Annotated in this window: 14 protein-coding genes; 5 read left to right on the top strand and 9 right to left on the bottom strand. The window is 71.0% G+C overall.

Annotated elements, in window-relative coordinates; translation table 11 throughout:
* The first annotated feature begins 263 nt into the window (after positions 1-263).
* Complete coding sequence (locus tag ACFWBQ_RS06325; RefSeq protein ID WP_385485021.1) at positions 264-1,496, top strand: DUF6271 family protein; 1,233 nt, start codon at positions 264-266, stop codon at positions 1,494-1,496.
* Positions 1,489-3,117 carry a GNAT family N-acetyltransferase gene (locus tag ACFWBQ_RS06330; RefSeq protein WP_385484690.1) on the top strand — a complete coding sequence of 543 codons (1,629 nt, stop codon included), beginning with the start codon at positions 1,489-1,491 and terminating at the stop codon, positions 3,115-3,117. Before ACFWBQ_RS06325 ends, ACFWBQ_RS06330 begins: the two co-directional genes overlap by 8 nt.
* A gap of 118 nt (positions 3,118-3,235) precedes the next feature.
* Here ACFWBQ_RS06330 and ACFWBQ_RS06335 read toward each other — a convergent pair whose 3' ends face one another.
* The 3 genes from ACFWBQ_RS06335 to ACFWBQ_RS06345 form a co-directional block, all read right to left on the bottom strand.
* The gene (locus ACFWBQ_RS06335; protein ID WP_385484693.1) at positions 3,236-4,030 is read right to left on the bottom strand and encodes an HAD-IIA family hydrolase; all 795 of its coding nucleotides are present in this window, start codon (positions 4,028-4,030) and stop codon (positions 3,236-3,238) included.
* A gap of 142 nt (positions 4,031-4,172) precedes the next feature.
* Positions 4,173-5,309, bottom strand: coding sequence for a peptidase (locus ACFWBQ_RS06340; RefSeq protein ID WP_385484696.1), 1,137 nt, complete (start codon positions 5,307-5,309; stop codon positions 4,173-4,175).
* 159 nt (positions 5,310-5,468) lie between these two features.
* On the bottom strand, positions 5,469-6,599 hold the full coding sequence (locus tag ACFWBQ_RS06345) for an ROK family protein (RefSeq protein WP_385484699.1): 1,131 nt from the start codon (positions 6,597-6,599) through the stop codon (positions 5,469-5,471).
* A 56-nt stretch (positions 6,600-6,655) separates the two neighbouring features.
* On the opposite strand from ACFWBQ_RS06345, the gene ACFWBQ_RS06350 reads away from it, so the two are divergent.
* Together ACFWBQ_RS06350 and ACFWBQ_RS06355 are read left to right on the top strand one after the other, a co-directional pair.
* A complete protein-coding gene (locus ACFWBQ_RS06350) occupies positions 6,656-7,762 on the top strand; it encodes a Gfo/Idh/MocA family oxidoreductase (RefSeq protein WP_385484701.1) in 1,107 nt (368 codons plus the stop codon).
* Positions 7,759-8,238 carry a heme-degrading domain-containing protein gene (locus ACFWBQ_RS06355; RefSeq protein ID WP_385484704.1) on the top strand — a complete coding sequence of 160 codons (480 nt, stop codon included), beginning with the start codon at positions 7,759-7,761 and terminating at the stop codon, positions 8,236-8,238. Before ACFWBQ_RS06350 ends, ACFWBQ_RS06355 begins: the two co-directional genes overlap by 4 nt.
* Positions 8,239-8,425: 187 nt before the next feature.
* Here ACFWBQ_RS06355 and ACFWBQ_RS06360 read toward each other — a convergent pair whose 3' ends face one another.
* The 3 genes from ACFWBQ_RS06360 to ACFWBQ_RS06370 form a co-directional block, all read right to left on the bottom strand.
* Positions 8,426-9,286 carry a fumarylacetoacetate hydrolase family protein gene (locus ACFWBQ_RS06360; RefSeq protein ID WP_385484707.1) on the bottom strand — a complete coding sequence of 287 codons (861 nt, stop codon included), beginning with the start codon at positions 9,284-9,286 and terminating at the stop codon, positions 8,426-8,428.
* A 123-nt stretch (positions 9,287-9,409) separates the two neighbouring features.
* Positions 9,410-10,180, bottom strand: coding sequence for a YidC/Oxa1 family membrane protein insertase (locus ACFWBQ_RS06365; RefSeq protein ID WP_385484709.1), 771 nt, complete (start codon positions 10,178-10,180; stop codon positions 9,410-9,412).
* 88 nt (positions 10,181-10,268) lie between these two features.
* Entirely contained in the window at positions 10,269-10,598 is a 330-nt protein-coding gene (locus ACFWBQ_RS06370; protein ID WP_385484712.1) for a DUF6412 domain-containing protein, read from the bottom strand.
* A 273-nt stretch (positions 10,599-10,871) separates the two neighbouring features.
* Between ACFWBQ_RS06370 and ACFWBQ_RS06375 the strand changes: the two genes are divergently transcribed.
* Positions 10,872-11,879 (top strand): SEC-C domain-containing protein, encoded by a 1,008-nt coding sequence (locus ACFWBQ_RS06375; RefSeq protein WP_385484715.1) that lies wholly within the window; start codon positions 10,872-10,874, stop codon positions 11,877-11,879.
* A gap of 18 nt (positions 11,880-11,897) precedes the next feature.
* Here the strand turns inward: ACFWBQ_RS06375 and ACFWBQ_RS06380 are convergent, their stop codons facing one another.
* The 3 genes from ACFWBQ_RS06380 to ACFWBQ_RS06390 are packed head-to-tail and all read right to left on the bottom strand — an operon-like array spanning position 11,898 to position 16,659.
* Positions 11,898-13,385 (bottom strand): extracellular solute-binding protein, encoded by a 1,488-nt coding sequence (locus tag ACFWBQ_RS06380; RefSeq protein WP_385484718.1) that lies wholly within the window; start codon positions 13,383-13,385, stop codon positions 11,898-11,900.
* Positions 13,382-16,168 (bottom strand): caspase family protein, encoded by a 2,787-nt coding sequence (locus ACFWBQ_RS06385; protein WP_385484721.1) that lies wholly within the window; start codon positions 16,166-16,168, stop codon positions 13,382-13,384. The genes ACFWBQ_RS06380 and ACFWBQ_RS06385 overlap by 4 nt, the downstream gene beginning before the upstream one ends.
* A 5-nt stretch (positions 16,169-16,173) precedes the next feature.
* Entirely contained in the window at positions 16,174-16,659 is a 486-nt protein-coding gene (locus ACFWBQ_RS06390; RefSeq protein WP_385484724.1) for a hypothetical protein, read from the bottom strand.
* Positions 16,660-16,774 lie beyond the last annotated feature (115 nt).

Consider the following 16,774-nt stretch of genomic DNA (forward strand, 5'->3'; position numbering starts at 1 on the left):
TGTGCACCGCTCAGCATCCAGCGATTCCGGATATTCGGTGATCTTCACGGAAGGAACCTCTCTGCACCGATAGAGAAGGCTTATCAGTAGCGCGTAACCGTGTCGCACCGGTCGCGTGCCGAAAGATACTGTGCAGAATGCAACGCAGGAGTGATACGGGTGAGTGACCACTTGTCGATCTTTCCTTCCCCCAGTCCTAACCTCGGTGCCGCCCCCACGCAGCTCCCGCTGCTGTGCCCGATATCGCGGCGGGAGGTGCGGACGTGCGCCGTGTCTGCCTGACCGTGCCGACGAACCGGGAGTGCGCCGCCACGCTCGCGGAAGTCGTCGCAGAGGCCGCCTACGCCGCAGAACACTTCGACGTCGAGGTGTACCTGCTGGTTCTCGATTCGTCTTCGGACTTCGCGGCCCATGCCCGCGCGCTGAGTCGGGCGGACCACGTCTGGCACCTGGACGAGTCGGCCCAGCGCACGTTCCTGCAGCGGGTGATCCGGCGCGCCGGTGTCGCCGGGCCCGACGTCGTGGCCGATCTGATGCTCCCGCAAGGCCTCTCGTACGGTGCCTGCACCAACCGCGCCTTCCTGATAGCAGCCGCGCTGGGATGCGATTCGGTGCACCGCCGCGACTCGGACAGCTTTTTTCAGACCCATGACGGGGAGAAAGTCTTTCCGATCCACGCGGAGCTGCTGTCCCTCGGCAAACCGGCGCACCAAGCCGTAACCGTCGAGAACTGGCTGGATCCGTCGTTGCGAGACGCCACGGTGGCCATGGTCGGCGCGTCGTTCGTCGGCGAGATGTCGGTCGACCTCGGTGAGATCCGCGGCCACGAAGCGTATTTCGACCTGGTGAGCCTCTGGGCCGCCGACGGCACCTCGGAACAGGAGAAACGCGCCCTGGTTGAGGAGTCGTTCACCGGTGCGGACCCATTCACGGGCGACTGGTCCGCGCTTTCCGTGGTCGATCCGATGCGGGTGGACATGCACAACATCAGCTTTCACGGGCTGCACGAGACGATTCCGCTACCGCCGGCTACGGACACCATAGGCAGCGACTACTTCCTCATCCACGTGGCGGACAAAGCCCGGCTGCCGGGAGTTCTGCACAACCGGCATATCGTAAATTTCCACACCCTGGAACGCAAGACCGACGCCGGATTTCTGGCCTACCAGATGCGGTTCGCGAAATTCATTCTGTCCATGTACTACTTCCACTTCATCTACCAGCGCATGACCAATGACGATCCGGCCGTGATCGCTGCACTTGTCCGCGAGAGCGCCCGGCAGGACCTGGAGCCCAACGAAGCCAGGATCGACGACATGGAACGGGCGTACCGAAAGCTCGGCGGCCGGTTCATGGGCGTCGCGGACCGGATCCGGGACCGTCGGGAGAGTCTGCTCATCGAGGCCCGCCGGGACATCGACGACTATGCGCTGCTCATCGGCATATGGGCGCCGCTGGTCGAGGCCGCACGCATCACGGGTATCCACCATGTCTGAGCCGGCACACGTACGGGCCGCACTCGACGGCGCCGACCAGGATCAGCTCCTCTATGACCTGACCGGCATCGAGAACCAGTTGGACACCCTGCGCAGCGAACTGCCGGGCGTCACCGTGCGATTCGCCATGAAGGCCTGCCCGGTGCACGAGGTGCTTACCTGCCTGGCCGACCGAGGCGCCGGCTTCGACGCGGCCAGCCCCGGCGAAATCCGGCAGGCCTTACGGACCGGGGTCGCCCCCCACGACGTGCATTACGGCAACACGGTCAAGTCCGATGCGGATATCACCGCTGCCCGCCGACTGGGCGTCACCACGTTCGCCACCGACTGCGTCGAGGATGTGCGGGCGATAGCCCGGCACGCCCCTGGTTCCAGGGTGTTCTGTCGCCTGGCGACGAGTGGCTACGGTGCGCTGTGGGGACTCGCCGACAAGTGCGGCAGCAACGACCCGGTCGGTGTCCTGGACGAGGCACGCCACCACGGGCTCGTCCCGGCAGGGTTGTCCATCCATGTCGGGTCACAACAGATGACCGTCCGGGGGTGGCAGCTGGCCTTGGACGATCTCGCCGACCTCCTGCCGGAGCTCGAATCGCGGGGCATCCGCCTCGATCACATCAACCTCGGCGGCGGACTGCCCGGCCACGGCTATCTCACCCGTGACGGCAAGCCGCTGACGCCGCCGACCGCGGAGATCTTCGCCACCATCCGCTCCGGTATGCGGCGGCTGCGGGACGCGTCACGCAGCCGGCTCACCTTCCTCGTGGAACCGGGGCGGCATCTCGTCGCGGACCACGGCACGATTCGCGCTCACGTCGTGCGGCTGACCGTGCGCCAACAGAGGTGGCTCTACCTGAGTTGCGGCCGGTTCAACGGGCTGTACGAGGGTGACCAGATCGGCTACCCCCTGGCATTTCCCACCCGTACCGGCAGTCGGAGCCTTCCTGCGGTCGTCGCCGGCCCGACCTGCGACAGCGACGACGTATTCGGCGGCTCTCCGGTACCCGTGCCGGACGATCTCGCCTCGGGGGATCCCGTGTGGATCCGGTCCGCCGGTGCCTACGCCATGAGTTACACCACGCGCGGCTTCAACGGCTACGCCCCGCTGCCCTGCGTGACCGTCCGAGCGGAGCGGGTCCGGCCGATAGACGCCGACGACTGGAGCACCATCGCAGCGCTGGAGGCGAACGCCTACACGGCAAGCGGGCTCTCCGAGAGCCGCGCCGTGCTCGAGTCCCGTGGCCGGAGCTCCCCGGCGACCTCGTTCGTCATGGACGCCGGCGAACGTATCGGCGGATACCTGCTCGCCCTTCCCTACCCGCAGTTCCGGTTCCCCGATCCGGACCGCCCCGAGGACACCGTCTTCAGTTCGTCGAACCTGCACCTGCACGACATCGTCATCGGCGACGAGTTCCGCGGCCGCGGCTGGGCGAGACGCATGCTGCGGCACCTTACCGACACCGCCAGATCCTTTCGGTACGAGCAGATCTCCCTGGTCGCCGTCGGCGGGACCACCGGCTTCTGGTCCACACACGGGTACCGCCCTCATCCCGAGATCGCCCTGCCGGCCGGATACGGACCGGACGCCGTCTATATGTCCCGTGCGATCGCCGGCGAAAGCTGAAGACACTCTCTGCCCCTCGAAACGCCGCCCGGACGGGGCGAGACCGATCCCGATCCCTTGTGGTCCTCGGGTTCGGAATCGGCCGGCGCGGCGGACGCGGGTGAGAGGCCCCTGACGGTTACGCCACGGGCAGATCGACGAGGTCGACCAGGTCCGCGATCGAGTCGACGACGGTGGACGGCCGGAACGGGTAGCGGTCCATGTCGGCGTGCGTGGTGAGCCCGGTGAGAACCAGGAACGTCTGCATTCCGGCCTCGAGACCGGCGAGCACGTCGGTGTCCATCCGGTCACCGATCATCGCGGAGGTCTCGGAGTGGGCGCCGATGGCGTTCAGGCCGGTCCGCATCATGAGCGGGTTGGGCTTGCCCGCGAAGTACGGGGCCTTGCCGGTGGCCTTGGTGATCAGCGCGGCGACGGAGCCGGTCGCGGGCAGCGGGCCCTCGGCGGACGGGCCGGTCTCGTCCGGGTTGGTGCAGATGAAGCGGGCACCACCGTTGATCAGCCGGATCGCCTTGGTGAGCGCCTCGAAGCTGTACGTACGCGTCTCGCCGAGCACCACGTAGTCGGGCTCGTGGTCGGTGAGGACGTAGCCGATGTCGTGCAGCGCGGTGGTGAGCCCCGCCTCGCCGATGACGTACGCCGTGCCCTGCGGCCGCTGGTCGTCCAGGAACTGGGCGGTGGCCAGGGCCGAGGTCCAGATGTTCTCCACGGGCACGTCCAGGCCCATGCGCTTGAGGCGGGCGTGCAGGTCGCGGGCCGTGTAGATGGAGTTGTTGGTGAGAACCAGGAACGGCAGTCCGGACTCCCGCAGCCGCTTGATGAAGGCGTCGGCCCCGGGGATCGGTGTTCCCTCGTGGATGAGGACACCGTCCATGTCGGTCAGCCAGGATTCGATCGGCTTGCGCTCTGCCATGTGAAGGGCTCCTGCCGTACGCGCTGTGCACTCGAGGTGCTGGACGCCGGCGGCACCGCGTTGTGCAGCGCCGACGTCCCGATTTTAGGCTGCCCGTTCGACTGGACGGAACCGGTTGATCAGGGAAAACCCGTCGTGGGGCTCAGCGGTGGCCGCGGCGCAGGCGTCGGGCGTGGATCAGTGCGGCGGCCCCACCGAGGAGAAGCGCCCCGGCCAGGAGTCCGGCCCGGGGTGCGGCCTCCTGGCCGGTGCGGGCAAGTTCGGGCAGGGGGTTGCCCGCAGCGTCGCGCCGCGGGGTGTCCGTTCCTGTGCCGCTGTCCGTTCCTGTGCCGCTGTCGGTACCTGTACCGCTGTCCTTTCCGGTGCCGCTGTCGGTACCTGTGCCGCTGTCCGTTCCTGTGCCGCTGTCGGTACCTGTGCCGCTGTCCTTTCCGGTGCCGCTATCGGTTCCTGTACCGCTGTCGGTTCCCGTGTCGCTGTCCGTTCCTGTACCGCTGTCGGTTCCCGTGCCACTGTCGGTGTCGGTGTCGGTGCCACTGTCGGTGTCGGTGGTGCCGGTGTCCCTCCCCCCGTCGATGCCGCCCTCGACGATGACGAAGGGGTAGTCGGCCGACTCCCCCACCCAGTCGCCGTCGGCCGTCCCGCCCGCCTGTTTCTGTGCGTCCTTCGCGGAGCGCCGCTGGACGATGGCCGCGTTCGCCGTGACCCGGCCCGGCCGGGTGTCGGAGGTGAACGCCATCCGGACCTCGACGGTGAGGGTCTTCCTGGCGGGGACCGTGAAGCCGGGGAAGGCGTCGTCCTGCTCGCCGCTGCCGAAGACACCGATCTGTTCGTCCCGGTCGGTCGACTCCCAGGTGACCCGGTGTTCCGCGTCGGGGTGCGCCCGCTCGGTGAACGCCAGCTGGATCTGCTCGGGGGTCAGTGTCCGGTCCTCGTCGGTGAGGACCAGGACGGGGTGGATGGAGTCGCAGGACTCGGTGGTGGTGTTGGTCAGGTCGAGATACCAGGTCCCGTAACCGCCGCCGGACGCATAGGTGTCCGGGCCGCCGTGGATCCTGGTGCCGATGGGGAAGTCCTCGCCGGCCGGATTGCCGCAGACGGGCTGCCCGGCATCGAGGAAACCGACGGCCGCGGGTGGTACCGCCGGAGGGGCCGTGACCGGGACGGCGATCGCGGCCGGACCTCCGAGGATGCCGACGGGGACGGCGAGGCCCGCTGCGAGCCCGAGGCTGGTGAGGGCACGGCCGTCGCGCAGTCGTGCAGGGGGTTTGGGGGGCATAGGGGGACACCCTTTGCTGCTCGCGAACGGTCGGGGCGGAAGGCCACCGACTGTGGGCGCGACGCTGCCACGCGCGCGCAGGGGGATGCCACCGCCGGAGGGGCGAAACCGCCCGTTCGGGGTTCACAAACCCCTCGACCGGCCCCGCCCCGCACGCGTTCAGCCCCGTTCGTCGCCCTCGCCCACCCGGCCGAAGACCGGGGCCAGGACCAGTTGGGCGGCCCCCTCGGCGACGGGGCGGTCGCCGCCACCGGCGACCGTGACCGGCACGGGGGTGCCGATGCCGTCGCGCCGGGCGCGCTCCTCGATCACGGTGCGCACCCCTCGTACGTACGCGTCCTCGTCGGCGGCGACGGTCCGGCCGCCGAGGACCACCCGGTCGATGTCGAGCAGCCCGACGAGGTTGGCGGCGCCCGCCCCGAGGACCCGGGCCGCCTCCGCGATGTCGCCTCGGGCCACAGCGGCCAGGCAGAGCGCCTCGATGCAGCCGCGCCCGCCGCAGCCGCACGGGGGGCCGTCCAGCTGGAGGGTCTGGTGGCCGAACTCTCCGGCGCCGGTACGGGCTCCGCGGTGCACCGTCCCGCCGAGGACGAGCCCGGCGCCGAGCCCGGTACCCAGGTGCAGATACGCGAAGTCGGCCTCGCCGCCTTCGCGCAGGGCGAGGCCGAGGGCGGCGGCGTTGGTGTCCTTGTCGACGACGACGGGCAGCCCGGTCCGCTCTTCGAGCGCGTCCCGCAGCGGGTAGCCGTCCCACTGCGGGAACCCGGTGACGCGGTGCAGCACCCCGGCCCGGTGGTCCAGGGGGCCGGGCATGGCGACTCCCACGCCGAAGACCGGCCGGTCCTCGGTCCGGGGCGCCCCTGCCCGTACCGTCTCCACCGCATGGGCCGCGGTCGCGACGACGTCGGCCGCCGGGGCGCCGAGGTCGAGAGGGGTGGTCCGGGTGCCGACCGGGGTGCCGGACAGGTCGACCAGGACGGCCGTCAGTTCGTCACGGTCCAGGTGGAGCCCGACGGCGTACCCCGCGTCCGGGACCAGCCGCAGCACCGTTCGGGGCTTGCCGCCCGTGGAGGCGAGATGACCGGCTTCGGCCGCCAGTCCTTCCGTCCGCAGGCGGCCGGTGATCTTGCTGACGGCCTGCGGGGTGAGTCCGGTGCGCTCGGCGAGCTCCAGCCGGCTGATCCCGCGCTCGCCGGCCCCGCGCAGCAGGTCGAGCACGAGCGACGCGTTGTGGTGGCGCAGGGTCGGCAGGTTCGCCCCGCCGCCGCCCCTGGTGTTGCTCCTGTTCACACGACCATTGTCCTCATAGCTTGCACTTTGGCAACAGCGTTGCTTAAGTGGATTGCATGACTGCCAACGCTCCTCTCCGCGTCGGACTCGTCGGCTACGGCCTGGCGGGCTCCGTCTTCCACGCCCCGCTGATCGCCGCGACCGAGGGCCTCGTCCTCGACACGGTCGTCACGTCGAACGAGGAGCGGCAGGCGCAGGCCCGCGCCGAGTTCCCCGGTGTGCGGTTCGCGGCCTCGCCCGACGAGCTCCTCTCCCGCGCGGACGAGCTGGACCTCATCGTGATCGCCTCCCCGAACAGGACCCATGTCCCGATCGCGACCGCCGCGCTCGAGGCCGGCCTGTCCGTGGTCGTGGACAAGCCCCTCGCCGGTACGGCCGCCGAGGCCCGCGAGCTGGCCGCCCTGGCCGAGGGCCGGGGGCTGCTGCTCTCGGTCTTCCAGAACCGTCGCTGGGACAACGACTTCCGCACGCTCGCGCAGCTGATCGAGGACGGTGAGCTCGGCGACGTACTGCGCTTCGAGTCCCGTTTCGAGCGGTGGCGTCCGGAGCTGAAGGGCGGCTGGCGTGAGTCGGGCGACCCGGAGGAGATCGGCGGGCTGCTGTTCGACCTGGGCAGCCACGTCGTCGACCAGGCGCTCACCCTGTTCGGGCCCGCCGTGCAGGTGTACGCGGAGTCCGACGTACGCCGGGCCGGTGCGGCGGCCGACGACGACACGTTCCTCGCGATCACGCACGCGAACGGGGTCCGCTCGCATCTGTACGCCAGTGCCACGACGGCCCAGCTCGGCCCGCGCTTCCGGGTGCTCGGCTCGAAGGCCGGCTATGTGAAGCACGGCCTGGACCCGCAGGAGGCCGCCCTGCGCGACGGTGTCCGCCCGTCGGCGGGCGAGCCCTGGGGCGAGGAGCCCGAGGAGCTGTGGGGCCGGCTCGGCGCCGGTGAGTCGCCGCTGACCGGAGGCGGCAAGCCGGTCCGTACGCTCCCGGGCGACTACCCCGCGTACTACGCGGCCGTCGCGGCAGCCCTGCGCGGCACCGGTGAGAACCCGGTGACCGCCCTGCAGGCCGCCGCCGCGCTGGACGTCCTGGAGGCCGCGCGCCGCTCGGCCCGCGAGGGCGTCTCGGTCACCCTTCTTCCCCACCACGACGAGGAGCAGCGCGCATGAACCCCAGCGCTCCGACCATCTCCGAGCTCATCGCACAGGAGCGGCGTCTGACGCTGCCGTATTTCAGCTACGACGACGCCTACGCACTGGGCGGCCTCCTCGTCGCGCTGGCCCGCGACCGGCATGCCCCGGTCGCGATCGACATCCGGCGCGGTGCGCAGCAGCTGTTCCATGCCGCGCTGCCCGGTTCGAGCGCGGACAACGACGCCTGGATCGACCGCAAGCGCAAGGTCGTGGAGCGGTACGGGGAGAGCTCCTACCTGGTGGGCACCCGGTTCCGGGCGAAGGGCACCACCTTCGAGGAGTCCTCCCGCCTGGACCCGGACACGTACGCGGCCCACGGCGGCTCGTTCCCGATCTCGGTCGAGGGCGCGGGCGTGATCGGCACGGTCACGGTCTCGGGCCTGCCCCAGGCCGAGGACCACGCGCTGGTGGTCGAGGCCCTCGAACAGTTCGCCACCCGCCGCCCGGCCTGACGCACAAGCCCGCCCGGCCTGACGCAAAAGGCCCGCCCGGCGATCGAGGGCAAGGCGCCCGTCCCGCACGGGGGCGCCCGCCCTCATCCCGGGCCGACCGCACCGGGCCCGTCTCCGGCGATCGAGGAGAGAGCGTCAGCCGGACGGGCCCGGCAACCCGACCCCCGGCACCTGCCCCGCCCCGGACCTACGCGTCCTTCAGGGACTGCCGCTGCCGCCCCAGTCCCCCCACCTCGAGCTCCACGACATCCCCCGCCCGCAGGTACGGCTTCGGCTCCGGCCGGCCCATCGCCACCCCTGCCGGCGTGCCCGTGTTGATCACGTCCCCCGGGTACAGCGTCATGAAGTGGCTGAGGTAGCGCACGACCTCTCCCACCGGGAAGATCTGGTCGGCCGTCGTGCCGTCCTGCTTCAGCTCCCCGTTGACCCACAGCTTCAGCGACAGCGCCTGCGGGTCCGGCACCTCGTCCGCCGTCACGAGCCACGGCCCCAGCGGGTTGAACGTCTCGCAGTTCTTGCCCTTGTCCCAGGTACCGCCGCGCTCGATCTGGAACTCGCGCTCCGAGACGTCGTGCGCCGTCGCGTACCCCGCGACATGCCCGAGCGCCTCCTCGGCGGAGTCCAGATAGCGGGCGGTGCGGCCGATCACCACCGCGAGCTCGACCTCCCAGTCGGTCTTGCGGCTGCCGCGCGGCACGAGCACGGTGTCCTCGGGCCCGACCACCGTGTCCGGAGCCTTGAAGAACAGGATCGGCTCGCCCGGGATCGCCGCGCCCGTCTCGGCGGCATGGTCGTGGTAGTTCAGCCCGATGCACACGATCTTGCCGATCCGGGCGACCGGCGGCCCGATCCGCAGCCCGTCCGCATCGAGCGGCGGCAGCACGTCGGGCGTCGCCGCCGCCTCCCGTACCCGGGCCAGCGCCGACGTGTCGGCGAGCAGCTCACCGTCGATGTCGGTGACGAGCCCGGACAGGTCACGCAGGGTGCCGTCACGGTCAAGCAGTGCGGGGCGTTCCGCCCCCGCCGTACCCACTCGAAGAAGCTTCAACGGTCCATCTCCCCTTGGTCGCGATCGAGCCCGTCGATGGGTTGCGGCCGACGATGGGCTTGGCTGATCCTCCAAGACATCGGATCACCCCGCAAGACCCTGTTCACACACTGGACCCGCTGCTCAGATCGCAGGGGCCAGCGCGGCCTCCGTGGCCGGGGTGTCCCGGTAGAGATACGCCCGCTCGATCGCGGTCCAGGTCGTGCTGGTGACGATGTACAGCGCCGCGGCCAGCGGCACGAAGGCCACGGAGAAGAGCGTCAGGAACGACATCAGCGGCATCACCTTCGTCATCGCTCCCATGCCCGGCATCGGCTGCCCGTCGGGGCCGGCCGCGGGCGTCACCGGATTCGCCGCCATCTGGCGCTTCGTACGGCCGTAGTTGAACGTGGCGACCACGGCGACGATCACGAAGAGCGCGAGGTAGACCAGCCCCTGCGCACCGAAGGGACCGCCGTCGGCGAGCGCGTTGTGCCAGCGTTCGCCGAGGGGTGCGCCGAAGAGCTCGTGGCCGAGCAGGGAGTTCGGGTCGCCGCCGATCCTCTGGCTGGAGAAGAGGTGGTAGAGCAGGAAGAAGGCCGGCATCTGGAGCAGGCTGGGCAGGCAGCCGGACAGCGGCGAGACCTTCTCCTTCGCGTGCAGCTCCATGAGCGCCTTCTGCATCCGCTCGGGGTTCTTCGCGTGCTTCTTGCGCAGTTCGGTGATCTGCGGCTGGAGCTTGGTGCGGGCCTTCTGCCCACGCGCCGCGGCCCGCGACAGGGGGTGCACGGCCAGCCGTACGAGGGCGGTGAACAGGACGATCGCGGCGGCGGTGGACGCGGTCTGGAAGAACGGCTGGAGCAGATCGGCGAGCGCGCCGACCAGGCTCGCGAAGGCGGACATGAAAGCGGACATGGGTGAGCCCTCCGGGGGTCTCGTCGTGCCGGGAAGAGTGGAACTCGGCAGGACGACCCGCGTGGGGAGTACGAAGAGGAGCTGGTCCCTACGCGGCCGTCAGGAGGGCGGGCCCGGGCGCTCGGGGCCTGGTGCGCCCCCTGGCGTCGGGATCCCGTTGAGGCAGGAACGCGGTGCGCTTCGCGCGGTCGCGCATCGCGGTGCGCACCCGGGTGCGGGGCACGGGGGCGGCGCAGCGTGCGCTGATGACGGAGCAGACGAGGAGCGCCGATCCGGCTGCCGCGGTGGCGGCGAGCGCGACCGCGGCGGAGAGGCTGCCGCCTTCGGCGAGCAGGACCTCGGTGAGGAACAGGACGAGGAAGGCGGCGGGCCGGAGCAGGCGGGCGACTCCGCGACGCACACGGTTCATGTCGTTCATCGGCCCCTCTCCTCCACCTCGTGCGACGCGTGCGCGCCTGGCCCGGTCTGTCCTGCAGGTCCTACATGTCCTTCAGCCCGTTATACACGATCGGCCCAAGGACCGGCCTCACGATCCGCCTCACGATCGGCCTCCGACGGCCGAGGAGGCCGACGGGGACGAGCGCGGCGCGACCCACCGGATTCACCGGAACCCACCCCGCACTGTGGCCTCCACCACGGCTCCATCCGTTGCTCTCTCACCCGGCCCCCGTACCGCAGTACGGTGTGGTTCATGCGCCCCGACACGCCTGCCGACCACACCACCGAAGCCGAGCGCCTGCTGCGCACCGCGGCGCAGTATCCCGAGGACCACGAGCCTCTGTTCCTCCAGGCCGCGGCCCATCTCGAGCTCGCCGGTGATCGCGCCCGCGCCGCCACTCTCTACGACGAGCTGCTCGCGGCCTCCGATACCACCATCGAGAACCCGCATCTGGTCAAAGCACTCAAAGCGGCCAATCTCTGGGAGTACGGCCACGAGGCGGAGGCCCGCGCGATCATCGACGGCATCCGTGCCGCGGGCCCGCTCGACGCGGCGGCATGGGAGATCGTCGCGGAGACCCTCGAGGCACATGACGAGCTGGAGTCGGCCCACGACTCCTTCTCGGCCGGGCTGACGCTCCTGCTGTCGCCGGGCGAGGAGGTGCCGTACGCCACCCAGTCGCTGCTGACCGGACGCCATCGCGTGCGCAGGCTGATGGGGTCCGGTCACGATGCGTGGGACGAGCTGGCCGACGCGCTCCACACGGCCGCCGTGCCGCTCGACGAACTCCACGACCCGAAGCGCCTGTGGGCCCTGGGTTCCTCGGACCCGGGCGAGCTGAGGGCGGAGATCAACCGCCTCCGCTCCGAGCTGGGCATCTACCGCACGGCGCTGTCCCGCCCGTTCCCCGTCGCGGTGCTGCACTGGCCCGAGGACGAGCTGCGTGAACTTCTCACCGCGTACCCGGAGTTGACCCAGGAGTACCTCGGTCACGCCGACCATCTGGCCCGCCTGGAAGCCGCATTGCGGGATCTGTACGCCGCGGGCACACCGAATCTCGGCATTGTCACGGGTACGGTCCCCTCGTACGAGGCGTTCGCCGCATCGGAGGCCGCCTCCCCGTCCGACCCGGACCTGCTCCCCCAGTACGCCACCACCCTCGCGGCCCGCGGCCGCGCCGTACCGTGGCCCCCGGCGCGCAGTGCGGCGTGCTGGTGCGGCTCCGGGCGTACGTACCGGGAGTGCCACGGAACCGCGTAGCACGCCCCGGGGGGATGCTCACCTGCCGGCGAAGGCGTCCCGCAGCTCGGCGTCCAGCTTGACGGCCGCCGCGGTGCTGTCCGGCGACTTGGCGGCCAGCAGTGCGTGCACACGGGACTGCAGTACGTGAGTGAACGCCCCGTAGTACGGGGTGCGCGGGCGCTGCACCGCCTCGTTCAGCGCCGCGCTCAGGGTCCGTGTGTACGCGGCCCGCGCCGACACCCCCTGTTCCCCCGAGGCACCCTCTCCCGACGGAGAGGGCGCCCCGGACGGCGGCGGATCGGCGGTACCCGCCGCCTTGGGCGAGTCCCCGGCGGGCCGCAGTGCCGCGGCCACGGCGGGCCAGCAGGGCCATCGGGAGCCGTCGGTGTACGCGGAGGCCCGGGTCGCGGCGAAGCCCGCGTCGAGCAGGCAGCGCTCGCTCTCCCTCGAGGTCAGGAACGTGACGAGCGCGCGGGCGTTGTCGGCGCGGGGCGAGTCCGCGGTGACGGCGAGGTTCTGCCCCCCGAGTACGGAGACACCCGGCAGCCGGTTCACCGAGTACGCGTTCGATGGCAGCAGCGCCTTCAAAGCCCCGTACACGTAGGGCCAGTGGCGCAGGAACACGGCGCGTCCCGCGGCGAAGTCGGTGAGCGCCGCCGTCTCGTCCGAGGAGAGGGCGGCGGGCTGGATCCGGCCGAGGCGGGCGCGGTCGAGCAGTTCGTCGAGCCCCTTCTTCAGCTTCTCGGGGCCGGACGTGTAGCGACCTTCGCTGTCGGCGAGCTCGACGCCCACGCTGGCGAACGCCTCGATGGCGTTGGCGGTCAGCCCCTCGTACTGCTTCAGCTGGGTGGTCCAGCCCGCGCGGTCGTCCGTGCGGTCCGGGCTGAGCGCGAGGGTGCCCACGGAGGCGTAGAGGTCGTCCCAGGTCCAGGCGGCGGTGGGCTGCCGGCCGGTCTGGATTCCCGCGGCCGTCAGCAGATCGGGGCGGTAGTAGAGGAGACCGACGTCCGTGTTGAACGGCCGGGCGTAGGAGCGGCCCTTCCAGACCGTCGTCGCGTGGACCCGCTTGATGAAGTCGAGATCGATGTCGTCGGTACCGTCGTCGCCGCCGCCGTCGCCGGTGCCGGGCATCGGGCTGATGAGTCCGGCCTCGGCGAATTCGGGGATCCAGGTGATGTCGAGATTCACCACGTCGTAGCGGGCGCTGCCGGACTGGAGCGCACCGAGAAGCTGGCTGCGCTGCTGGTCGGCGCCGCCGGGCAGTTCGACGAGCTTGGCCTGCTGGGCCTTGTTCTTGGCGTGGCTGCGGTTCCACTCCTCTATGAGCTGCTGCCGCACGCCCCCCGACCCCGTGACGTCGAGCCCGCTGGCGACGACGACGGGCCCCTCCGCGGCCTCGCTCTTCATGTCGGGCGAAGGCGTGTCGTCGGGGCCGCCCGTACAGGCTGCGCAGGCGAGGGCGAACAGACAGGTGACCGCGGCGGCTGCGCGGACACGGGAACGCCGGACGTGACGGCTTGTCATGTCGCGTCCCCCGTGCCGGTCTTGGCGACCTCGGCTGCCAACTCGGTCGGAATGTCGTCCGCCGGGTCCAGGCAGCGCCCGCCGGTCGCCCCGGCGATCTGCTCGCCGAACCGGCCGGCCGAGCAGCCGCCGTTCTGCAGCGAGACCGCCACGATCCTTACCCGCAACCCCTGGTGAGCGTCTGCGAGCAGCTGACCCAGCTCCTTCTTCCTGATGTCCGTGGAGTCCTCGTCGTCGGTGACCAGGACGAGGAGCCGCGGCTGTTCGTCCTTGGTGGATCCTCCGCGCAGTGTGGTGAGTGCGTCGCGCAGCCCGTCCACGATGCGGGCGTCGATGTCGGCGGTTCCGGCTGCGGCAACGGCCCGTTGTGCGCTGTCCCGCTGCCCGTTGCCCCCGGTGTTCGGCCCGAACGGCACCACGTCCGTGGCCGTCCTCCCCTTCTTCACGGCCAGTGTCCACACGCCGTACGTGTCCTTGGTGCCCAGAGAGCCCATCGAACGGGTCACCAGCTCCTTGGCCCGCCCTGTGCCGTCCCAGACCCGTTTGTCCGCCATCGAGGTCGAGTTGTCCAGGAGGTACAGGACCCGTCCCGGCCCGAGGGCCTCCCGGTAGCGGCGCAGGGTGTCGCTCAGCGAGGCGGCCGTGACCGTGCTCGCGTCGGCCGGCGGGAGCTGCTCCCGTACGGCTTCCTCGTTGGCGTCCGCCATGAGCGGCGAGCCCTCGGCGGGCGCGGCGGGTTTCCCGTCCTCGCCGACGCCGCGGAATCCGTCGTCGGTGAACAGCTTCTTCGCGTCGGGGTCCGTGACCAGCCAGTCGTGGAAGTCCGTCACCGCAGCCCTGCGCGCCCCGGCGTCCCGGCCCGCGTCGTCCCAGGTGACCCGGAGGAACGGCAGATCCAGGACCGGTACGTCCGAGGGGTACTGGGCGGTGCGGCCGTCCAGGGTGTCCGTCGCGCAGGACTGGTGGCCGGGGTCCTTGGGGCGCAGGTTGAACTGCGCCATGGTCTGCTCGGGTACGAGGACGGCGGCCCTTTCCTCCAGGTCGTTGAGGGAAGCATCGGCCAGGGCACACATCAGCTCCCTGGCCGTGGAGGGCATCGGGCTGAGTGCCTGGGCCATGCCCTGCTCGATGACGGATGCGGGTCCGGAGCCCTCGGACGCATACAGGGCCCCGGTCGACAGCAGGGCCCCGTCCGTGCCCTCCGGGTCGGGCCGCAGGACGGCGACCGGCTCCTCCTGCGCCTCCCGTCCCTCCAGCAGCGCGGAGATGATCGAGCCGAGCGGGGTGCCGGTCTGCACGGCTTTCGCGAGCGGCATGGTGTACGGCACGGCGAGGACCATCGGGGTGAACGCGAGGGGTCCGAGCGGCTCCAGCGTCACGACACTGTCCCCGGCACCCTCGTCGGAGCCGGCCACCGCCGCCGAGGCGGAGGCGGCAGCGATGCCTCCGGCGGCGCCGTTCTCCCCTGTGTCCGTCGCCCGCTGCCACGCACTCCCGGCGGCCGGAATCCAGATGTCGGGCTGGGCGCCGAGGTCCCGTTGGGGCCGCAGGCAGTCGCCCGACGTGGGGCAGGCGGCGGGCGGCTCCTGCCAGAGCGAGGAGGACCGGAAGGCAGCCACGGCGTCCGTGGCCTTGGCGTCGTACACGCTGATGCTGACGGCCCGGCAGTCGGCGTCCCCGTCCCGCTGCCGCTTCGGATAGGCGTCGGCGGCCCTCTGGATGGTGGGACTGATGTCGGGGTCGGCGAGAACGCGCAGTTCCAGGGGCGGCGCACAGGAGGTGGGCCCGCCGGGCAGAAGGCCTGGGAGGAGCCAGGCGCCCGCCCCGGCGAGGACGACGACGCCCGCGAGGACGAGGGTGGTTGCGCGGGTCATACGGCGTTGCTGCGCCAGGAGCCAACGGCCCACGACAGCAGGTGAGGGCAGTCGCCGCATCCGGGGCTCCGGCAGAACCGCCGGATCCGTCGGCCGCGGCCGAGGCGGCGGGGAAGACGCCGGGGGCGGTGCCGTGTCTCCCGTCAGGGCGAGCACCACATCGTCGCCGTGCCGCCGCTCCTCCGGAATCCACGGGTGCCCGTCGACGGCTTTGAGCGGTGCCATCGCCTCGCGTATCCCCGTGACGATCCTGGTGAACGTCGCCGGTTCCGGCCCGGCGGTGGACCCGGTCAACAGCCGGTGCAGGGCTGCGGTGAACTCCGTACCGGCGGCCGGGTCGCCGGGTGGGATCTCCACGCCCGGCTCGGCGGCGGTGAGCAGGGCGAAGTTCTGCCCGACGGAAGGGGCGAAGGAGGAGAGCGCGTTGCCCGCGAAGCAGCAGTCGAGAATGACGACCACCCAGTCGGCGCGGGCGTTGCGCAGCTCGGGCATGACGTCGTCCCGCCAGGACAGGGTGTCCACGAAGGGGTGGCGCGGGTCCCGCGTGACACGCGAGTCGGTGAACATCAGGTTGAGGTCGCTGCCGTCGGGGCGCACGATGCCGTGCCCGGCGAAGTAGACGATCAGCAGGCCGGTCACCTCGTCGCGGGCAGCGCTGAGCGCCGCACGCACGTGAAGCGGATCGACGGCCCCGGAACCGTCCGGCTCCCCGGCTTCCGGAACGATGACGAGATCCGCCGGATCCAGTACCCCGGTGCCCTCGGCGGTCAGGGCCTCGGCCATGAGGCGAAGGCTGTGCCGGACGGCCGGCAGGTCGTTCCGGTTACCGGTGTAGGACTCCACCCCGACGAGCACGGCACGGTGCCGCTCGGCCCTGTTCTCCTCGCCGCGCGCGTTGTACGGCGGCACGGCGTCTAGACCTCTCCGGGCTCGTCGCCGCGCGCTCCGTTCCGCCCGCCGGACTCGGGCCCCGCCTCCGGCGGGTCGTCACGATCGGTGTCACGACCGAGACCGGAGCCGGGCCCCGTGCCGGGCCCGGCGAGGGTGACGCGTGGTGTCTCCTCGGGGTCGGCGAACCGGCGCCGGTTGCGCAGCCAGGTCTCCACGGCCCGCCACGCGTTCTCCGAGACGGACCGCGCCACCTCGACGGAGACGACGAGGATGATGTCCTGGATCAGCTCCCCGCTCATGCCCTCGGTCTGGGTGAGCGAGTCCTTCCGCCGGACGCCGAGCTCGTCCCGCTCCTGTGCCTCTTCGAGCGCGGGCGCGCTCTTCAGCCAGGTGTGGAGTGCTTCGAGGTCGTCCCTGCGGGTGTGGGTACCGCTGACGCTGATCCGTAACTCGACCGTTCCCCCGCTCCGCCCCGGCTCCTGCCCGCCCGCGTACGCCCCGTCTGTCATGCGCTCTGCCCCCATCGGCACCGTTACCGCCGCCCCGCGATGAAGCGATCCTGAAGCGATCCACTGAACACACAAGTATTTCACGCGAGTTGACACGGGGCACCCCTTTGCACCC

It is taken from the genome of Streptomyces sp. NPDC060035 (assembly GCF_042736635.1).
Lineage (GTDB): Bacteria > Actinomycetota > Actinomycetes > Streptomycetales > Streptomycetaceae > Streptomyces.